Annotated in this window: 10 protein-coding genes; 3 read left to right on the plus strand and 7 right to left on the minus strand. The window is 40.2% G+C overall.

Going from position 1 to position 19,885, the window contains the following annotated elements:
• Positions 1–132: 132 nt before the first annotated feature.
• The 7 genes from HBL79_RS07940 to HBL79_RS07975 form a co-directional block, all read right to left on the minus strand.
• Positions 133–528, minus strand: coding sequence for a hypothetical protein (locus HBL79_RS07940; protein ID WP_035689308.1), 396 nt, complete (start codon positions 526–528; stop codon positions 133–135).
• The gene (locus HBL79_RS12545) at positions 518–1,666 is read right to left on the minus strand and encodes an HNH endonuclease (RefSeq protein WP_081637569.1); all 1,149 of its coding nucleotides are present in this window, start codon (positions 1,664–1,666) and stop codon (positions 518–520) included. Before HBL79_RS12545 ends, HBL79_RS07940 begins: the two co-directional genes overlap by 11 nt.
• A gap of 227 nt (positions 1,667–1,893) precedes the next feature.
• Positions 1,894–2,307 (minus strand): hypothetical protein, encoded by a 414-nt coding sequence (locus HBL79_RS07950; RefSeq protein WP_035689312.1) that lies wholly within the window; start codon positions 2,305–2,307, stop codon positions 1,894–1,896.
• Positions 2,291–3,346: a VENN motif pre-toxin domain-containing protein gene (locus tag HBL79_RS07955; RefSeq protein WP_051128144.1), complete on the minus strand. Its 1,056-nt coding sequence runs from the start codon at positions 3,344–3,346 to the stop codon at positions 2,291–2,293. The genes HBL79_RS07950 and HBL79_RS07955 overlap by 17 nt, the downstream gene beginning before the upstream one ends.
• Before the next feature lie 411 nt (positions 3,347–3,757).
• Positions 3,758–4,129 (minus strand): Imm8 family immunity protein, encoded by a 372-nt coding sequence (locus tag HBL79_RS07965; RefSeq protein ID WP_046097487.1) that lies wholly within the window; start codon positions 4,127–4,129, stop codon positions 3,758–3,760.
• Positions 4,130–4,131: 2 nt separating this feature from the next.
• Entirely contained in the window at positions 4,132–11,418 is a 7,287-nt protein-coding gene (locus HBL79_RS07970; RefSeq protein WP_052716803.1) for a two-partner secretion domain-containing protein, read from the minus strand.
• 42 nt (positions 11,419–11,460) lie between these two features.
• The gene (locus HBL79_RS07975) at positions 11,461–13,221 is read right to left on the minus strand and encodes a ShlB/FhaC/HecB family hemolysin secretion/activation protein (RefSeq protein ID WP_233570695.1); all 1,761 of its coding nucleotides are present in this window, start codon (positions 13,219–13,221) and stop codon (positions 11,461–11,463) included.
• A 215-nt stretch (positions 13,222–13,436) separates the two neighbouring features.
• Here HBL79_RS07975 and HBL79_RS07980 point away from each other — a divergent pair, with 215 nt between their 5' ends.
• From HBL79_RS07980 to HBL79_RS07990, 3 genes are all read left to right on the plus strand, one after another.
• Complete coding sequence (locus tag HBL79_RS07980) at positions 13,437–14,447, plus strand: YeiH family protein (protein WP_035685325.1); 1,011 nt, start codon at positions 13,437–13,439, stop codon at positions 14,445–14,447.
• A 185-nt stretch (positions 14,448–14,632) separates the two neighbouring features.
• A complete protein-coding gene (locus tag HBL79_RS07985) occupies positions 14,633–15,064 on the plus strand; it encodes a MarR family transcriptional regulator (protein WP_081637509.1) in 432 nt (143 codons plus the stop codon).
• Positions 15,065–15,362: 298 nt separating this feature from the next.
• On the plus strand, positions 15,363–19,811 hold the full coding sequence (locus HBL79_RS07990; RefSeq protein ID WP_167316919.1) for a YadA-like family protein: 4,449 nt from the start codon (positions 15,363–15,365) through the stop codon (positions 19,809–19,811).
• The last annotated feature ends 74 nt before the right edge of the window (positions 19,812–19,885 follow it).

A 19,885-nucleotide genomic window follows, 5' to 3' on the forward strand; every position in this document is an offset into this window, starting at 1 on the left:
AATTTGCCCTTATTATTTAGCAGTTTGGATTACTAGGAACATAATCCCCCCCCCCAGCTATCTCCATCATTGCGTGTAATTTGGCTTTCATTTTGTTCTCAATAAATAAAATTTAACACTTGAATATTTAAATTAAAAGTTTAAATCAATAAAAGGAAATATTTCTCTAAACTTAGTTAAAACATGAGGATTGTTATTTAGTGCATTTAAAGCACAATCATAAGATATAGGACAATCAATAATATTTCCAAAACGTTTTATAGCTATTCCATACAAAGCATTGTTTTCACTCTCATTCAATTCGGAATTTGGGGTAAAGCCAATAATGCCTATTAAATCACATAAGTATCCTTGGAAATCAACTAAGTCAAATAGATATATAGGTAATTCATCTACTGGATAATTGTCAATAATAAATATTACCCACTCATTAAATTCGTCCAATGTTATTGCTTCTGAAATTAGACTTGATTTAGCAAAACCAATATCACTACTTTCATTTTTAGTTAATTTTAATTTATTTCTCATTTTTAAGTCCTCTCCAACCTATATGACCAGTTTTTTTATGAATATCAGAATCGATTAATTGCATTCTTCCTGTATCTTGATGATGATGCCATGTAAAGCCAGGTATCTTTTTCTCTCCTCGATAAATAGCATTAAGTTGTTCCGATGTAAAATTGTTTTTATTGATATATCCTTTTTCTATCGAATTAGCTAAATCTCTAGTCGCCATACTCATCTGTTCTATATAAGATTTATTTCTGAAACTAGAAATATCCAATCGAGTATCATAAGCTACATATTTATCAAATATAGGAAACCCTTTATTATCAAATGGCACACCTGTTATTGGATGTCGTTTACTAGCCAAATTAACATTTTTTGCATTACTTGGTGGAACAGTTGTTGATTTAACATTTTCGCCATATTTCCTAGTTAATAATTCTCTATATTCTTTTGAATCATAGAATCCATTAACAGAATTATTAATATATCTTGTTGCTTCTTGTTGGTATTTTAAATTAGGAGGTAATGCATTATTCTCAGTCCCAGAAGAAATATGAATCTTCGATGTTTGATTTTCATAATTCTCCGTTTTTCCAACAACTGGCAATTTACTATTCGCATTCGCGTTGGATAATTTAAATTTACCTAAGCTATCTTTTGTTATTAAACCTGTTCCGCCTATTGCTGCACCTAATTCTATTGCACTCAATCCAATTTTTGTGCCACTTGACAACTGATTAAAGCTGTTTGCATTTTCTTGCTCAACTAGTGTTGATAATAGAATTCGATTATTCTCATTCAGATTATTTGGATAAGGTACCGTCATTCGACTAAAGAAACCTAGGTTGCGTTCAACTTCTTCTGCTCCCGCATTCATTTGATATAAATGCCCTGACTCGCAGAGAACGTTTCCTCCCTGATTGTCAATGCTGCCGTTCGTTTTCGCTGTAAATGCCCCCGCTAAGCCTCCTGCCAGTTGGCTTAGGCTGCTGATGGTTTCTTTTTCACTTACCGTGAGTTCACTCGGAGCTTTGTTGTATAGGGCTTTGGTGAGATATTGTGCTGTCGCTTCCCCTGTTACGCCCGCCATCGCACCAGTAAGTGGGTCTTTCCCCGTAACTTGAAATTCCACCGCTGAAAGTAACGCGTGAGCCATGAGGTTGGCGGCTTTTTCTTTTGTGCTGTTGTCCTCTGTGAAGCACTACTACGATATTTATTATCCCAAAGTTCAACTTCACCTGTTCGTGGATTAATAGAAATAATGTCATTACCATGTGTACCTGTTGAATTTCCCCACTTAATGACTATTCGACCTGTGGAAGCGATATTGTTAGCTAAAACAATTTCACCTCTATAGCCATTAATGTCTTTCTACTATAAAATCTAATTTTTACAATTATTCGCATATTTTTGTATATACTGTTCTGGCAAAGTATAAAAAGCATCATTAATTTTATATTTTTTATTTATATCTAACACCTCAATTTCAGAAAGAAACTTATATTTTTTCTCCTTAGGAGAATATAGATATATTAATTTATTTGTTGTAAAGCAAAGACGTGGAAATCTATCTTCTATTTCAACAGAAAATATAAGAAGTTTTCCTCCAATAACTTTATAGTCTATAACACCATCAGCAATATACTTTCCATTGCAAACAGCATAATCTGAATATATTCCTGCAGCACCCCATTTAATTTCACATCCAGTTCTAACATATAGATATATCTCTTCCGAAAATAACCATAAAGTAAAAATAATTATTAATCCAGTAATAAACTTAATTATTTTCTTCATAGTTCACCTCTTTATTTCTATCAAACTCAAATAAATAAGGTGTACCTTTACCTCTAGGTTCTCCAATAAATGTTTCAATGTCTCTTATAAAATTAAATGGTTTCTCTAAGTATTTTCCTCTTATGTCAAAATCATATTTATCATCAAAAATATGATAACTTCCATCATTTCTCTTTCTCCCCGCAACACTACCAAATACTGACCAATTATTCAGATCAAAATAACTAACTCTACCTGAGAAAGTTGAATTATCTTTCCCTGTAGTTCCTACTACATAAATATTAGATGGATCTATATTTACCTTGAATTCTGGATCTGTATTTAATTGATAAATAATATCTGAACTTTTTTTCGTTAAAAGTATTTTTTTGCTACTAATTCCTTCTGCTAACCTATCTGCCAATTCTTGGTTTGGTTCAACTTTATTCATACTTGGAATTAAATTAGATAGTCTAAACTCTGTCCAATCCGTATTATTTGAAGCTTTATAATTAGATGACAAAATAGCTGAATAATATGGAGACAAACCAAATAAATTTTGATTATCTAGTAATATTGATTTTCCTATCTTAGCTTCATTAACTAAATCTACACAGCTTACAGGATCTATGTCACACGCAGAATCAAATAAAGCATCATTATCATAAGATTTCTGTAAATATTTCCGTAAGATTTTTATTTTATCTTCTCTTGAAGTTGCTTCTTTGTATTCTTTAATCAAAAACTCGCTTTCTTCTGGTGAGAGGTAGTTATTCTCCACCGCCCTTTTCCCAATCTCGCCCCCTAATGCAGCGGCGTTGAGAATGCCAACTGTATTATTCCCTGAGCCTGTTTGTTGAGCGTTCAAGCCAGCCGTTAATGCTCCAACTAGTGAGCTTAGGGCGATGATGGTTTGGCGTTCGTCGTTGTTAAGTTGGGTGGCGTTGTCTTTGCCTAAAAGCCTTGTTAGGGCTGGGGCAGCGAGTTCACTGGCGGAGGCAGATATCGCCCCTGCGGTAATATCACCTTTAGCTGCCGCTGCTTCCGCTGCACCTAACACGGCGTGGGCGATGGTGTTGGTGAGAAGATTGACTTCGCCCTTTTCATCCGTGGTAAAACGCTTGATTTGATGGTTTAGGTACGGCGAAGCAAGGCTTGTGGCAATTTGTGTGCCGCTTTGTCCTGCCAGTAAACCGCTGGCGATAGTGGTTGCCGTATCTAGCGTGCGTTTATAATTACCTTCGCTCCATTGTGTCTGTGTTTCCCTTGCCTTTAAAAGTGCGGTGGTTTTTTGTTGCAGTTTTGGGTATCTTGCTCCTCTGTAGGTTTAGTTTGTTCTTTGGCGATATATTGCTCCCTTCCAGCTTGATTATTAATACCAAGATCAGCTTCTCTCCAAACTCTTCCCTCTGAAATTGGTAGTTTTTTATCTCTATTAAAAAATATATTACCACCAATTTGCCCTTATTATTTAGCAGTTTGGATTACCAGGAACATAATCCTCAAACTCCCAATGGAAATATCTTGATAATTTCAATGCAATCTCGTCCCAAGAATCACCATCACATTTTTCTATACAATAATGTACATAATCTTTTATCGCTTTAAAATCATATCTATCCACAACCATTATATGCCTTAATATCTCTGGTTTAGGTTGATACAAGCGTAGCCATTCTATAGAGTGAACTTTAAATTCAAAGTAATCTGCTGCATCTGTTCCATCATCAGGACCTATATCCAAGAGTATATAAACATTAACTAACTTTTCATTCTCTGGTTTATAGGTTTCTAAATCAATTTGCCCCGCTATATCCATCATTCTGTGTAATTTGGCTTTCATTTTTACTCCTTATTAATATCTAAGTGTGCGTTACCGATTTTAATTCTATTTTTAGAAATGGGATCAATTTTATATGTTTCAAAGTTAGATTGAAATTTAGTAACGGATAATCTGGCTTTCGGTTTATCCGCTGGAAAACGATAATGTCGAGTTCCATCATTACTTATCAAACCAATAACTTTTCCTCTTTCTTTCATTTCTGTTGAATTTTCTCCAACCCATAGCATTCCTAATCTATTTGATTCAGATACAGAACGCATTCCATCAATACCATAGTCCAATTTGCTTCCTAATTTCGAAGTAACTTCTTGTAATGTCGGATCTAATTTTCCTATATTAATAAGATTTTCCGTCATTAATTGTTCTTTTAACTTAGGATACAATGCAACATTCTCAGCTCCAGAAGAAATATGAATCTTCGATGTTTGATTTTCATAATTCCCCGTTTTTCCAACAACAGGCAATTTACTATTCGCATTTGCGTTGGATAATTTAAATTTACCTAAACTATCTTTTGTTATTAAACCTGTTCCGCCTATTGCTGCACCTAATTCTATTGCACTTAATCCAATTTTTGTGCCACTTGACAACTGATTAAAGCTGTTTGCATTTTCTTGCTCAACTAGTGTTGATAATAGAATTCGATTATTCTCATTCAGATTATTTGGATAAGGTACCGTCATTCGACTAAAGAAACCTAGGTTGCGTTCAACTTCTTCTGCTCCCGCATTCATTTGATATAAATGCCCTGACTCGCAGAGAACGTTTCCGTTACAAGCTAGCAATTCCTGACGATTTTCCGCACTGATTTTTTGGTATTTCTCAATAATCGGTTTTGTATCTCGCCCTTCTTTTTGGGCTTTCTCCAATTCTTGAACAAAATGCTCTACATCTAGGCTACTAAGGTAGTTATTCTCCACCGCCCTCTTAGCCGTCTCAGCCCCAGCCATACCACTGAGGAAACTTCCACCTTGCTTTTCACTGCTTCCATTCGCTTTCGCTGTGAATGCCCCCGCTAGGCCTCCTGCCAGTTGGCTTAGGCTGCTGATGGTTTCTTTTTCACTTGCCGTGAGTTCACTCGGGGCTTTGTTGTATAGGGCTTTGGTGAGATATTGTGCTGTAGCTTCCCCTGTTACGCCCGCTATCGCACCAGTAAGTGGGTCTTTCCCCGTAACTTGAAATTCCACCGCAGAAAGCAAGGCGTGAGCCATGAGGTTGGCGGCTTTTTCTTTTGTGCTGTCGCCTTCCGTCAGCTTGTGGATTTCTCGGTTGAGGTAAGGCGAGGCGAGAGCGGTGATTGCCCCTGCTTTGTCCTGTTGCACCGCACTTTGTAATGCCGCCGTGACTGCCCGAATCGCCATCCCTTTTTCACTGCCTAGCCCAAATTCTTGGTCTAGCTGCTGTTGTAAGGCTTGCATTTGTGTGCCTAAGGCTTTTGCTTGTAGGCTGTCTTTGCCGTATCTTTCTTCCGCTTGGAATTTTTCTAAACTCAGTTTATTCAACGCTTCGCGTTTTTCAAAGGTGGCAATACTTATTCCGTTATCAACGATTTCCCCTATCACTTTCGCCATTTCTTGCTGTTCTTGCACCTTTTGCAAGTCTTGTTTTTGCACTTGTTCGTTGGCATTTTTTGTGTCACGAGAAAGTGCGGTCAGATTTTCTGGCGTTTTTGTTTGGATTGCGATGTTTTGGCTTATGGCTGATTTCGTGTGGCTTCGACTGCTCTCGTGCCTATTCCCCAATAAACTTAAAGCACTGCTAAGGGCTTGCATTGGGTTGATGCCGCCACTTCCCGCACTGATGCTCGCACTTTCCGTTTTTATCTCGCTGTGGTTTTCAATATCCGTGCTTGAAATCGAGTGCGTTTGCAAATGGTTTTTACTTGTTTCCGCCTCGCTTTCAATCACCCCGCCATTCAGTTGGGTGTGCTGATGAACCTTAATATTCATTCCCTCTTCACCCACTGAAATCCCTGCTTGTTCATTGACTTGGGCATAATCCACTTTCGCCTTGCTGTAAGCCGCATTCACGGAAGCCCCGCCGCCTGAACCATACGCAACCGAGCCACTTGCCCCTGCACTCACTTGTTTTGATTCGTATTTTTCGCGGTCTTGTCGGCTGGTAATGTTGAGGTGTTGCACCTCTGCCTCAAGACGTTTGGCTTTGAGGTTAGCCGCATCAAGCGTAAGCCCTCCCGCTTCACTATGAATGATGACCTTCTCCGCTGTCAAATGGCTATTTTGCCAACGCTCGCTATCTGAGTTGGATTTGCCTTTCGCTACATTCACTGAGCCTTCAATGCCAAAGCCATAGCTGTTGCCATTGGTACCAACAAATACCCCCACACTGCCCCCAACAGATTTATTTTCTGTGCGTTGGTGCTCTTCATCTTTCACCCCTTTAACTTCAATACCTTGCTTACCTGACAGCGACATCAGGGCGGCGTTTGCCTCTACGCCTTCAAAGCGGAGTTTTTCACTGCGTGCGGTGGCATTGAAGGTACCTGTGTTTATCGTGGATTTTTGATGCTCAATCTGTTGTGTTTCGCTCGTTTGCGTTTGTTTTTGGCTACCGTAGCCAATGCTTATTTTTACACTTGGGCTGGCGGTTGTGCCAGTCCCTTGCATATTACCGTTGCGTAAGGCATCAACCGTTTCTGCCACTTTACTCACATTTTGTGCTGCCATCACGGTTTCTTCTGCCGCTTTCATTGCATAAAGGGCTTTGAGTTTAGGATTGCTCACTTGTTGGCTGCGTTTGAGGCTGTTATACGCGGCTTGTGCCATATCCGTTACCGGTGTGCTTACCGAAAGGGTTACCCCCGATTGTTTATACTCATGCTTCGTGTTAGTCTCAATAATGTCTTTCCCCGCTTCGACTTTCGCACTTGTCCCTTCAAGGTCAATTTGATGAGAACGCGAGGTTATCATCTCTGTGCCTAAGACATTGGCGTGGTTTCCCGCATCAATGCGAATGTTGCCATTCATCGAACCTAATGTGCTACGGGCATCGGATTGTGTCCAACCCTCTGTTTGATAATCATGCTTTTCTGATTTGGAGCCAAAGGTTATCCCGCCCCCACTGGTAAACACCCCTGAGGTTTTTTTGGTTTCCTTATGAATATTCTTGAAGTGATTGGTGTCTGCGGCAATATCCACATCGTGACCTGCCTGAACCTGCAAATCATTCTCAGCAATCGCTTGCACGCCTTTGGCTTTAACATCGTTACCGGCTGTCAGCAACACCTGATTTCCACTTACTTGTGTTCCCACGAGCGTTTCAGATTGCTGTTGGTCAAAACAGGTTTTAGTCACTTTTGCAACACTACCACTTTTCGTTTTATGGAAGGCTTCAAAATGGCGACTTTCTTTTGCCCCATTCAACACAATGTCATTTTCTGCCACTGCTTTTAAATGTGCCGCACTTTCAAGGTTCGCCCCTTCGGCAGTAATATCTCGTCCACTTAATAGCACATCACCGTTGCCTTTGATGTGGCTTACCACCGCCTCTTGAACTTTTTCATTGCGGTAATGGTCGCCTTTACCCATTTTTTCATCAAAACCGACAGAAAGTGCGGTTAGATTTAGCCCTGTTTTTGCCTTAACGATCGTATCCCCTTGCCCCTCGTTAATGATGTCTGCCCCTTGGCTGAGGATAGTATTGGCACTTAAATGCAACTCCCCCTCTTTGCCTTTCACATAAAGCAAGGCTTTGCGGGCGAGGGTGGTTTCACTGCGTTTGAAATGGGAAAGATCCACCTCTGTCCTATGGGTGGTGCTTTGGTGGGTGAAATCGCCGCCAACATCAATAAATAACCCTCGTTCGGCTTCCACTTTTCCGCCGATGTTATCAAAATTCCCCGTGGTTTTAATGCCAACTTTTTCGCCTTGAATCGTTCCCTCGTTGCGTAATGTGTCGGTGTTTAACAAGGCGATTTTTCGCCCTGCAATCGTGCCAAGGTTGTTTAAATGGGCGGTGCGTAAATCAATCACATTGGCGGAGATTAACGCCCCTTCGCCGTTTAAATCGCCTTTGTTCGCCACCACATAAACACGCGGGGCAATCACTTCAACAGTTTTGCCACTGGGTAGGGTGACGGTTTGAGGTTCAAACCAAACAATATCTGAGGTGAGAGCAGCAACTTGCTCAGCATTCAGGGCAATACCAGGGGTTAAATGAAATTGTTTTGCAAAGGAAATGCCTTTATCCATCAAGGCTTTGTATTGCGTTTCAAGATCTTGTTGGTTATCCAAGAACATTCGCCCTGTGAGCTGGTTAATTTGATCACGAACTACACGTTGCTCATAATACCCATCACCTAAGCGTTTCAAGATATTTTGTGGCTCACTGCGTAGGGCATCGAACATATAATCTGAGCTCAACCATTTTTTGCGATCGGTAAATTGCGGATCAGTTTCAATTAATGTTTTTTGCCCCTCTGGATGAATTCGATACAAGCTTGAGATTGGCAAGCTTATATTAGCTTGAATATGTCGAATTTCATTCTCGTTTTGTTGCATTGAGGCATATAATGCCGAATAACTTTCTACTTGAGCTAGGTTTAACGGCAATGGAGTTTCTGTGCGTCGCCTATGTGCGTGTCGTCCTGTCCACTCTCTTTGGTAGTAACGTTTAAATCCACCACGCCAGCGAGAATAGGTCCATTCTTGATTACCAATATCATCAATTTGGGTCATCCCTATTTCTTCAATATTGTTAATTCGTTTTACGGGATCAGCGGTGTTGTGGATCACACCTGCTGCAATGATTTGGCTACGGTTATTTTCCACCTCGCCTGAAAAATCAATATCACCACCACTGAGAATTTTTCCAGGATGCGTTTCTTTCACTTTAGTTTGCCGTTCAATACGTTGTGTGACATAAACATCCCAAAATCGAGAAAACTCTCGCCCAAGTAGGCGAGCATTATGTTTTTGAATTGCCGCATCGAGTTGTTCAAATTTTTCCGCATTGGTATTGACCCAATCAAGATAAGGTTTCATCTCAGCAGAATAAGCAATAAGTTTGGCTTCATATTCCGCCATTGCTTTACGATATTCCACCATTTTCGCTTCATAATCTTTAAGTTCTTGCTCGTATCCATTGCGATTAGAAAAACGCCTGATCGGCTTAGTCGGCTCTACGGGTTCTGTTAGCGTTGAAGCAAGCCCTGATAAATCAGGCAATTTAGGAGCTGGCGTTTCTGGTGGATTAATATGAAATGCTGCCCAAACAGGATCTTGATTAGTATAGATCCCTTGCGGAACAGGAACGCACCCCGTACGCGTTTGTTCATCCACACAGGTTTCTTCATTTGGGGTTGGCAAAATATAGCCTGTAATATTGCCATCTTGCGGACGAAGTGGAATGATTTTATTTTTATAAATCACTTTGCCTGCTCGACTAAAGGAAATCCAACGAAGTTGATCAAAATCAATACGCTCTCCAATTTTAGGGTCATCAACAATTAAGTAATGTTTATTAACCGCTTGATTGCTGACTTCCTCAAGATTAGTGCGTAAACGTGCATTTTCATTATTCAGCTGTTTTACACCAAACTGAATCCCATTTCCTTCAATCAAGCCACCGCGGTTGATTAAGATATCACTTAATCCTTGAGCCTGATGATTGGCATCAAGGGTTTTCCCAAAGACAATTTTTCCCTCAGATGCCAGCGTGCCACCAATGCCGTTAAACGCCCAATCTTGAGTAAAGATTGTTTTGCTATTTTCAATCTGAGGGGCTGCAATATCTAAGCGTTGGGTAGCTGCAATCACCGCTGAATTTATTGTGCCATCATCTTGTAATTCATCGCTGTTGATAATTTTATTAGCTTGTAGTGCGGTATGACCGCCATAAATACGTCCTGTTCCAACATTCGTGATTGTGCCTGCTTTAATCAGGATTTCAGCCGCCGTATCGCCGGTGCTTAGTCCATTAATTAATCCTCTATTGACAAGATGTTCACTCACATCAAACGTAACCTGTCCCCCTTGTATTTCACCTTGCTTAGTTTGTTCAATAGATCGGGCATTAATCTTTACTGCGGCTCGTGTGGCGACTACACCAGATTGATTTATGGTTTGTTTACTTTTTAATTGTATATGATTTTCTTGTGACACCACTTTAGCAGCGACTCGATTGTCAATATTATCATCGCTTGTTATCCCGATTTGCTGTTTAGCTTGTACCTGCCCTTGATTAACAATCCTCCCTTGACTGTCAATCTGCACTTCGCCCACTGAAGCTCCGATATGTCCCGCATTACGCACACCAAGCCCCGTGCCGTTATCCACTAATTGGATACGTTCGGCGTACATTCCGCCTAGCTCACTCACATCAACACGATAGGTTTGCGTGGCTTCTGCTGTTTCAGGCGTTGTTAAAGTGCGGTCGTTTTTTTCATTATTTTTGTCGCCAACATAGACCACCGCGTCATTGGTGCGATTGACCTTGTTTTTCCCTGTGGTTACTTTTAAGTTTTTCGCCCAAACGCCCCCCTCAACCTTCACTTTCTCGGCGATAATATCGGTGTAATCCGCCTGACGGTTATCTAACCCTTTGCCCGCAATGTTCACCTTACCGCCTTTGACGTGATAGCCTTTAAGCTCTCCGTTTTCCATTTCAGGCTTGCCTGTGGTTAAGGTGGAACGCCCCGCATTTATCACGCCACAGCCATCGCAATGAATGCCCGAGGGGTTAGCGATCACTACATCAGCTTTCTTCCCTGCCACTTCAATATAACCTTTCAAACGGCTTGGGTTGGTTGAATTGACCTCATTGAGAATCACTTTGGCTTCGCCTGTGGCAAGATTTGGGTTGCCTTGCACCCAGCCTGCAATTTGGGTTTGCGTGGCTTTACGAGCGTTATTTAACACCGCCCCTTTTTCTGCCACATCAAATTGCGAATAGGTATTGCGAGAAACACCTGCAGGGCTTGGGGTTTGAATATTCACTTGTGGCAAGCCATTGGCGGTTTTTAAAATGGTGGCTTGTTGCGTGGCTGGAGCAGATTTATCCGCTCGAACCGCCATTTCATCCGCCATCGCGACAGGCGAAAAAGAGACATAGCCTAAAGCAAGGAAAAGGCTGAATTGCAAGGGTTTGATTGTCCAGTGCAATGAGGAATGGCGGTTCAACGATGAATAAAGTGCGGTCAGATTTTGCAAGGTTTTTTCTATGCCAAGATTTTCACTCGCCGCTTTGCCACAGGTTTTTGCTAGCTCAGAAACCACAATCATTCGGTTCAATGTTTTGCTAAAAATCACGCGATAAGTTTGTTTATTCATCGTTGTTTCCTTAATTCTTTGCGTTCAATGCGAAATTCGTGTTTAAAAACGGTAGCTAAAAGAAAAACCCGTGGTTAAATGGCTGGTTCGGAAGCCTTCATGTTTTTTGATCGGGATTCCAATGAAATAATCATAATTTAATCTCCATAGTTCACCGCGTAGCCCCAGCACGCCGCCTGTTAAGCTATCACCAAGTTGTAATTCTTCTTGTGATGAGCGAACAATGCCTTTATCGATCCCGAGATAGAGTTCTTGCCCTTTGTTCGCAATGTTCCACGCCAGCTCGTTTCGCCACACCCAGCCCCGTTCGCCAGAAAGGGATAATTCGCCATCAAAACCGCGTACGGTATAACGTCCGCCAATGCTCAGCTTATCTTGTTGAACAAGGGGCGTTTGGTTCCATTGAGCGTTCCAATGGGTGGTAAAACGGAATGGTTGTTTACCTAGCATAAAAGGGTAAGCTAAATCCACTGAGGCAGTGATAATTTGCATTCTTGACGTGCCTTCGTCAAATTTTTCCTCAGGGGCAGGCAAGGCTCGATTTGCTCCTGTGCCACGTTTGTAATTGGCAGAAAGTTGTAGTGTGGCATTGCCGATATAGTGCGTGTGCTGAAGCCCCGCTTCCCAACCAGCCGTACGGCGGCGTTGTACTTGAACTTCTGTATCATTAATAAAATTAGATGATTGTCTTGTCCACAGAGAAAAATTCAAATAGGTTTTCGAGCGACTATTTCGCCATAATAAACGCTTGAGCGTCGCATTCATTTGACGGCTTTCACCCGAATAATCATAGGATTCAAACGCTCCCGCAATAGTTTGGTGATATTGATATTTTGACCCTGATAAGGTCAGTAGCGTGTTTTTCCAAGGAATAGAATAGTAAAGGCTGTAATTTTTACTGCCATAATCTCCTTGAGCATTATCGCTATGACGTTTAAAACTTCGACTCGCACTGAAGTAGAACAGATCATTTAGCGTTGTTACATTATCCCAAGAAAACGTCGCCGAGCCTTGCAAACGCCCTGTCGCTTTTGAACCCGCATCATCTAATCCTAAAGTTAAATGAAACGGCAAGCTCTGTTTATATTGAATAATAATGTCAGATTCGCCAATATTTTCCGTGGCTTGTAACTCCATATTCGCATCGGCACTAGGAATTCGTTTAAGGTTCTCTAAACCTTGCTCTAAATCTCGCACATTTAAAATCTCCCCCTGTGCCATTGGCATTGCGAACCAAAGCGTTCCACGCGTGGCGAAGGGGATCGCACTGTGATCTTGAAGCTGAATATGCCCAACTCGACCAGGAATAACGGTGAGAATGAGCATTCCCGAGCGTAAATCTTGCGGTTCAACCACCACCCTTGTGGTGATATAACCAAAATCAATCAAACGATTTTGAATGCGGCGTAGTAGCACATTGATGCCTTGCGAGCCAATACAAGCAGGCAACGAAAAATCCCCCGCCGAATAGACCGCACTTAATGCCCAAGAAAAACGGCTTGGTTGAATGAGGGAGGGATTAGCTTCGTTGCGATGAATATCAGTGAGAACAATTTGCTGAATAGGGAAACATTGGGCTTCGTTACGGGGAAAATCACGAGATTGTAATTTCTCGCTTTGCAAATGAATATCAGGCGATTTCACTTGCTGAGCCTGAATTGACGAATTAAGTGCATTTTGCTGTTGCCGTTGCCGATTATTAATTTGTTGCTCTTCAGGGGTTGCTAGGCGTTCAACTTCTGCCCGAAGAAATAAAGGGAAACAAACTATTCCTAAAAGCAATAAACGGGAAAACTTCATCATAATTTATTGTTCTACAAATGATAACAGCATATTTCAAAGCCTAACGGATAGGCAAATTTTAGCAAGATAAAATTAAAAATGATGTCAAATTTTACTATGTATATTCTCAATGTGTTATCGCTCGTTACCCTAGGTTATCGATAAAATTTATTCAGTTTTATTTGTCTTAAAAATAGGGTAATGTAGTTATAAAATTTCTAATGAGAGAAAATATGATGAAATATTTTTCCTTGATTGCAGGGTTATGTATTACGTTCGTTCTGAGTGCAGCCGCAATGTTTCTCGCTCAAACCCACATCGCTACACAATGGCACATTAGTGCCTTAACCTTGGCGATTGTATTGGGAATTGTGTGTGGCAATAGCATTTATCCAATGATTGAAGCGCGGGTGAAAACGGGCGTGTTGTTTGCCAAAGGCTTTTTGTTGCGTTGTGGGATTGTGTTATTTGGCTTTCGTTTAACCTTTCAGGATATTAGTCAAGTGGGATTCAGTGCGTTATTTGCCGATGCTAGCGTGCTGATTTTGACCTTTTTGCTTACTTGTTGGGTAGGGATTAAATGGCTGAAAATCGATCGTCAGATCGTCCAACTCACGGCGGCAGGCTGTAGTATTTGTGGGGCAGCGGCAATTATGGCGACAGAGCCAATTGTAAAAGCACCATCTTACAAAGTATCCGTTGCGGTGGCGTTGATCGTAATTTTCGGTACGCTGAGTATGTTTCTTTACCCTGTGTTGTATCCTTATTTGCAAGCCTATTTGCCAGAGCAGGCGTTTGGTATTTATATCGGCTCAACCGTCCACGAAGTGGCTCAAGTTTATGCCGCTGGGGCAAATATTAGCCCGCAAGTGGCAGATACCGCAGTTATTTCTAAAATGATACGAGTGATGATGCTCGCACCATTATTATTGGCATTGTCCTATTTTTTACGCCGAGAAAATACGGAGGCTCAAGGCAAAATCACCATTCCTTATTTTGCTTTATTGTTTATTAGCGTGGCAATCTTTAATTCTTTCAATTTATTACCCCAATTATTAGTGAATTTTTTAGTTCAGCTCGACAGCATTTTATTAATGATGGCAATGGCAGCATTGGGGCTAACCACCCATATGAAATCCCTCAAGCAAGCTGGAACAAAACCGCTTTTATTAGGGGCGATAATTTGGCTATGGCTTGTAATCGGCGGCTTTGGCGTGAATTGGTTTATGGCATATTGTGCCACCTAGCCGCCTTGTAATGAGTAAAAAAACATCATTGAAAACCACCGCACTTTAATCGGGTTTCAAATACAGCAGGGCGATGCGGTGTTGAAATCAAACGGAGTAAAAATTAAAGTGCGGTATTTTTTTGACTCAAATAGTAACCTGAGTTACTATTCACCAGTTTACTTTCTCCCTTTAATACAACAATTATGCCACTCTCTTTTTCAGAACAAGAAAGGCTGATTCGTCATTCAGCCCAGAATAATCCCGCGATGCCAGTGGAGCAAATTTTGCTGGCTCATTTGTTGTTGCACAATAGCAGCCGTTATTTGGAAAAACGGAATCAGCTATTAAAAGCCTATCAGCTTAACGATACGCTGTTTATGACGTTAGTGGTACTGTATTGCCAGCCAAACCACGCCTTGCAGCCGAGTAAATTGAGTGAAATTTTCGGTTATTCCAAGACCAATGCAACGCGAATTGCCGATGAATTGGTGAAGCGTCAATGGTTGGAGCGAAGCGAGATTGCGGGCGATCGACGAAGTTTTTTACTGAAATTAACGCCGCAGGGGGGTGCAATTTTTAGAAACCTTGTTGCCAAATCAGTGGAAACAGGTGGAGCAACTTTTTTCCGTCCTTGATGAGCAAGAACAAATCACATTGAAACAACTGTTGCTGAAATTGGTAACGCGTTTAGAACATCTTTAATGGTGAATATGATGACTGAAACAGCACGTAAAACTTTATCGACAACACCGAATAAAAAACGTAAAAATGAATATTACGCAAAAATGATTACCTAATTTATAAGAAATTGTTTTATACTTGTGCATATAGGATGTTTATTATCCAGAAAAAGACTTATAAATAATCATTTGGCTTTAGAGTAATGTTCGCTTTTTTGTAGATCTAAAGCGAGCAGTTAATGAGGATATAAAAATGAATCGCACTCATTCGTATGTGAATAATTTAAAACCTACCTTTGCTCGAAAATTGATAATATGCGGGGGGGGGGTAAATACTAACTTTCCTTTTTCTTCATATCTTCTTCTTTTTCTTGTCTCTCTTATCTCTCTAAATATCCCATCAGTATATGGTAAAGGTCCAGAATGGCAGAATATCAAAATAGGTGATAAGGCTACTGCTACACAGGAAACACGTTCGGTAGTTATCGGAAATGATACGACATCTAAAGGGGATCAAGCTGTAGTGATTGGTAATGAGGCAGGGGCTAATGAACAATCTGTTGCTGTTGGTGCCAATGTTTTTGCTGCAGGAAGTGGCTCTATTGCGATTGGTGGCGATGATTTAACGCAAAGCTTTGATTGGCCTCCGCAGGATAATTGTACCTATTGTGATAGGTTGCCGGAGGCGACGATTCAAACAACTTATGCCAATATTTGGGAAAAAGGGTTTCTTACAGAAGAGAAATTTACTAAAACATATATTAAATCGGATAACATTGATCTTAGGATATATTCACCTACATACGCTGCGGGGACGGCAGCGATTGCTCTTGGTATGCGTTCTGTTGCGGGAGGAGATGTATCTACAGCGATAGGGACATTGTCGTTTGCATTGGCCCCAGGTTCAACAGCATTAGGAACCCGAGCCTTTGTTTCGAGTGATGCAAATGGGAGTACGGCGATTGGGAATGAAGCTCGTGTATTTTCTAGTGGAGCAACAGCTATTGGTCCTATGACAGAAGCGAGTGCAGAAGGGGCATTTGCTTATGGTACTTATGCCAAGGCAGTTGGTGAGGGGACTCTGGCTTTTGGTTACGGATCTTCTGCTGGAACTAGCTTAGCTAAAATAAATGATATTCGAACTAAAATGGAAGCATTGGGAAATGCTTCGACTGATGATAATAATGCGACACAGTTAAATAATGCCGCTTCTGCTATCGTTAATGTATTAAAAGAAGGGGTGAAGACTGTAGATGGTTCTTTTTATGAGTCTGAAGATAGTGCTTATTTAACGTTGGCTAAGAATGGGAAGAATGTTGATATTAAAAAAACGAAGAAAAATCAGAACTCATCTAATGCGATTGCTCTTGGACGTTACGCATTTGCATTACAAGAAAATAGTATTGCAGAAGGATATAGTGCAATTTCTGATGCGATAGATGGTATCGCGATGGGAAGTTATGCTTATGTGAAAAATGGTGCTTCTCGTTCTCTTGCGTTAGGTAAATATGCCTATGCTGGTGCGGAAAATAGTATCGTAGCAGGCTATGCAGCACGTTCTCGTTCAGCAAACAGTCTCGCATTAGGGGCTAATAGTACAATCGCAGAAAGTTCATCAGGTGCGATCGCAATAGGCGGAAAAAATACGGTAGCAGGTTCTAATGCGATCGGTATTGGGAATTCAAATTCAGTGAATGGAACAAATGCGATTGCTCTGGGATATCGCCTAACTGTATCAGGGGAAAATTCTGGAGCATTTGGAGATCCAAGTGCGGTGTATTTTAGCAATTCTTATTCTTTTGGGAATAATAATACGATTGGTAAGGCTCCTGCTCTTACCAGAGGTTCAACGCCTAATGCTACGATATCAGATTCAAATACCAATAGTTTCGCGATAGGGAATAATAATACTGTATCAGATTCTAATATTTTTGTTTTCGGCAGCGGGGTAACGGCGGCACTTAAAAATTCCGTTTATTTAGGTAACACCAGTAGAAAAGTAAGTGGCGATGGGGATAACTCAGGTAGCCGAAATTTGGAAACATTATATGATAAAGTTTCATTAGGTAAGGATGGAATAAAATTAGAATTTGGTACATTTGCTGGCTCGAACCCGAGCAGTATTGTAACTGTTGGAAATGATAACTTACAACGTTTGGTTCAAGGCGTTGCTGCAGGAACAATTTCTGCCTCATCCACTGACGCGATTAATGGCTCTCAACTCTATGCGACAAATCTGATTTTGCATAATGTCGCAACATCTCTTTCAACGGTTTTAGGACCAAGTTTTCAATTAAAGCCAGATGGTTCGATAGAGCTGACTGAAAATAGTGAAGGAATAGGGGGAACGGATGAAAAAAATATTAAAAAGGCTATTGCTCAGGTTCTAGATACTGCCAAAAAACCTTCTACGGTTGTTCCTACTGACAAAGATGGAAATAGGCTCTTAGAAGAGGGAGGTAAATATTACAGTGATTCTTTGGTTTCCGATAAGGCAAAAGCTAAAGACGGTAAGTGGTATGATAAAGGTAAGGTTAATGCAGATGGGACGGTTGCTGATGATGCAAAAAATGATGGAAAAACGTTATCTGAATTAAATATAGCATCCGCAGAAAGTAAGGAGATACCAAAATCTGAAGCCATGCTTTCTACGGTGAACCTTGACGGTTCGACGACTGAGCCAATATCAATGGGGAATTTGAAGCACAACCTTATTGGCAGCCCAACAGAAGAAGAACTTAAACAGGCTGAGGAACAAGTAAAGACGGATAATAATTTGCAAGAGCTTAATGAGGGGCAGAAAGCAAAAATACGAGAGAAGCTTATACAAAAAGTAAGTACAGATGCAGTTACTAAGTTATTAGCAAATAATAACGAAAGAGGGCTAAGCCAGGCAGTAACTTTAAGTGATCTAAAAACTGTTGCCTCCGCGGGATTAAATTTTGTTGGTAATGATACGAATAATCCAATTCATTATTCCTTAGGGAGTACAGTATATATTCAAGGAAGTAAAGATGTGCATAAATATAAAAAAGATCTTTATTCTGCCGAGAATTTAATTACCCATAATGATGAGGGAATACTTCGTATTGAAATGAAGAGAACGCCTTCCCTATATGCTTTAGTACTCAATAAAGGAGAGGAAGACAATAATAAAAAGGGTTATCTTGGTCTCGATGATGAGGGGAATATTGTTTTTAATAAGAATAAAGATAATAACGATGATAAAAGTGCATCTAAAATTATCACTGAAGATATGCTTAAAACCGCTCCAAATTTAACCTATAAAGCTAACGGTGAGGGGTATAAAAAAACAGAGGGGGATACAGAAAAAAATATAGATTCCCCAAGTGTGTCCTTAGAAAAAGGATTGAATTTTGTTGGCGATAAAAATATTACCACTAGTGTAGAAGAAGAGGGCAAGGTTAATATTACATTAGCTGATAAATTAACAGACATTACAAGTATTGCGGGTAACGATAAAATAATTTCTTTTGAAGAAGAAGGGATTAATGTTAATAACGCGAAGATCACAGGCGTTGCGGATGGTGAAAAAGATTCTGATGCGGTAAATAAAAAGCAATTAGATGAGGTAGCTAAAAATATAAAAAATCAAGCGATAGAATTAGATAAAGGCTTGAAGTTTGCAACTAATAATCAACAAGGAGAAACGCTTAAGTTAGGAAATACTCTTAAAGTGAAAAATGGAACTAATATTGAAATTTCAGAAATCAAAAAAGAAGATAATGAAAGTGGAGTATTTAGTTATACCATTAATGTAAAGGGGATTCCTATGACTTACATTGATAAAGATGGCAAACCATTAGTATTGGTAGGAGATCAGTTTTATCATCTTAAAAGCAATGGTGAGGTTGATTTTAAGGAAAAAAACACAGAGCCACTTGTACCAAATGGTATAAAAATTGTAAAAGATAGTACAAAATTAACGAATAAGACGATTGAGAATGATCAATTAGCAACTATTGATATTGCTGATGGGAAAATAGAAAAGGATAGCAAACAGGCAATTAATGGTGGGCAATTAGCGAAGATTCTCGGTGCTGAACTTAATGAGACAGGTGAGCTTAAGGATAAAGATGATGGAATTGGTGGAACAGGAAAAAATAACATTGATGAAGCTCTTCGTGTAATTAAAGCTAAGGCAGTTAAAACGGAAGTAAAATCCAAAGATGGAAATATTATTGTTGAAGATGACATTAATAGCGGAGACGCAGCAGTTTATAAATTATCTTTGAACAAAGAAATTTCGGTAGAAAAAATTACGCTTAAAACTGGAGAACATCAAACTAGCATAGGCTTAGTGCATCAACCAGAATATCAAGGCAGTGAAAAAGCCATTGATATGGGAGGGACTCGAATCACCAATTTAAAAGATGGCGTAGCACCAAGTGATGCGGTAACAGTTCGCCAAATGGAAAATTTAGAGCGTAATATTGAGGGCGTAAGAAAAGAATCTAGAAGTGGTATTGCTGGAGCAATGGCAACAGCAGGTTTGCTACAGTCCACACAAGCCGGAGAAGCCGTCATTTCGGTTAGTTCTTCTACCTTCAAAGGAGAAAATGCAATTGCACTTGGTTTTTCCAAATTGTCTGATAACGGTAGAATTGGCTTTCGTCTTTCTGGTATGAGTACGAGTAATGGCGATATGGGAGGAACGGTTAGTATTGGATTTAAATGGTAGAATGGCATATTAATACGTCTGTTTAAGGCATATAAAGTAGAGTAAACAGCTAGTATCATCCATATATTGAAAAT

The sequence above is a fragment of the Avibacterium paragallinarum genome (assembly GCF_011765605.1).
Taxonomy (GTDB): Bacteria; Pseudomonadota; Gammaproteobacteria; order Enterobacterales; family Pasteurellaceae; genus Avibacterium; species Avibacterium paragallinarum.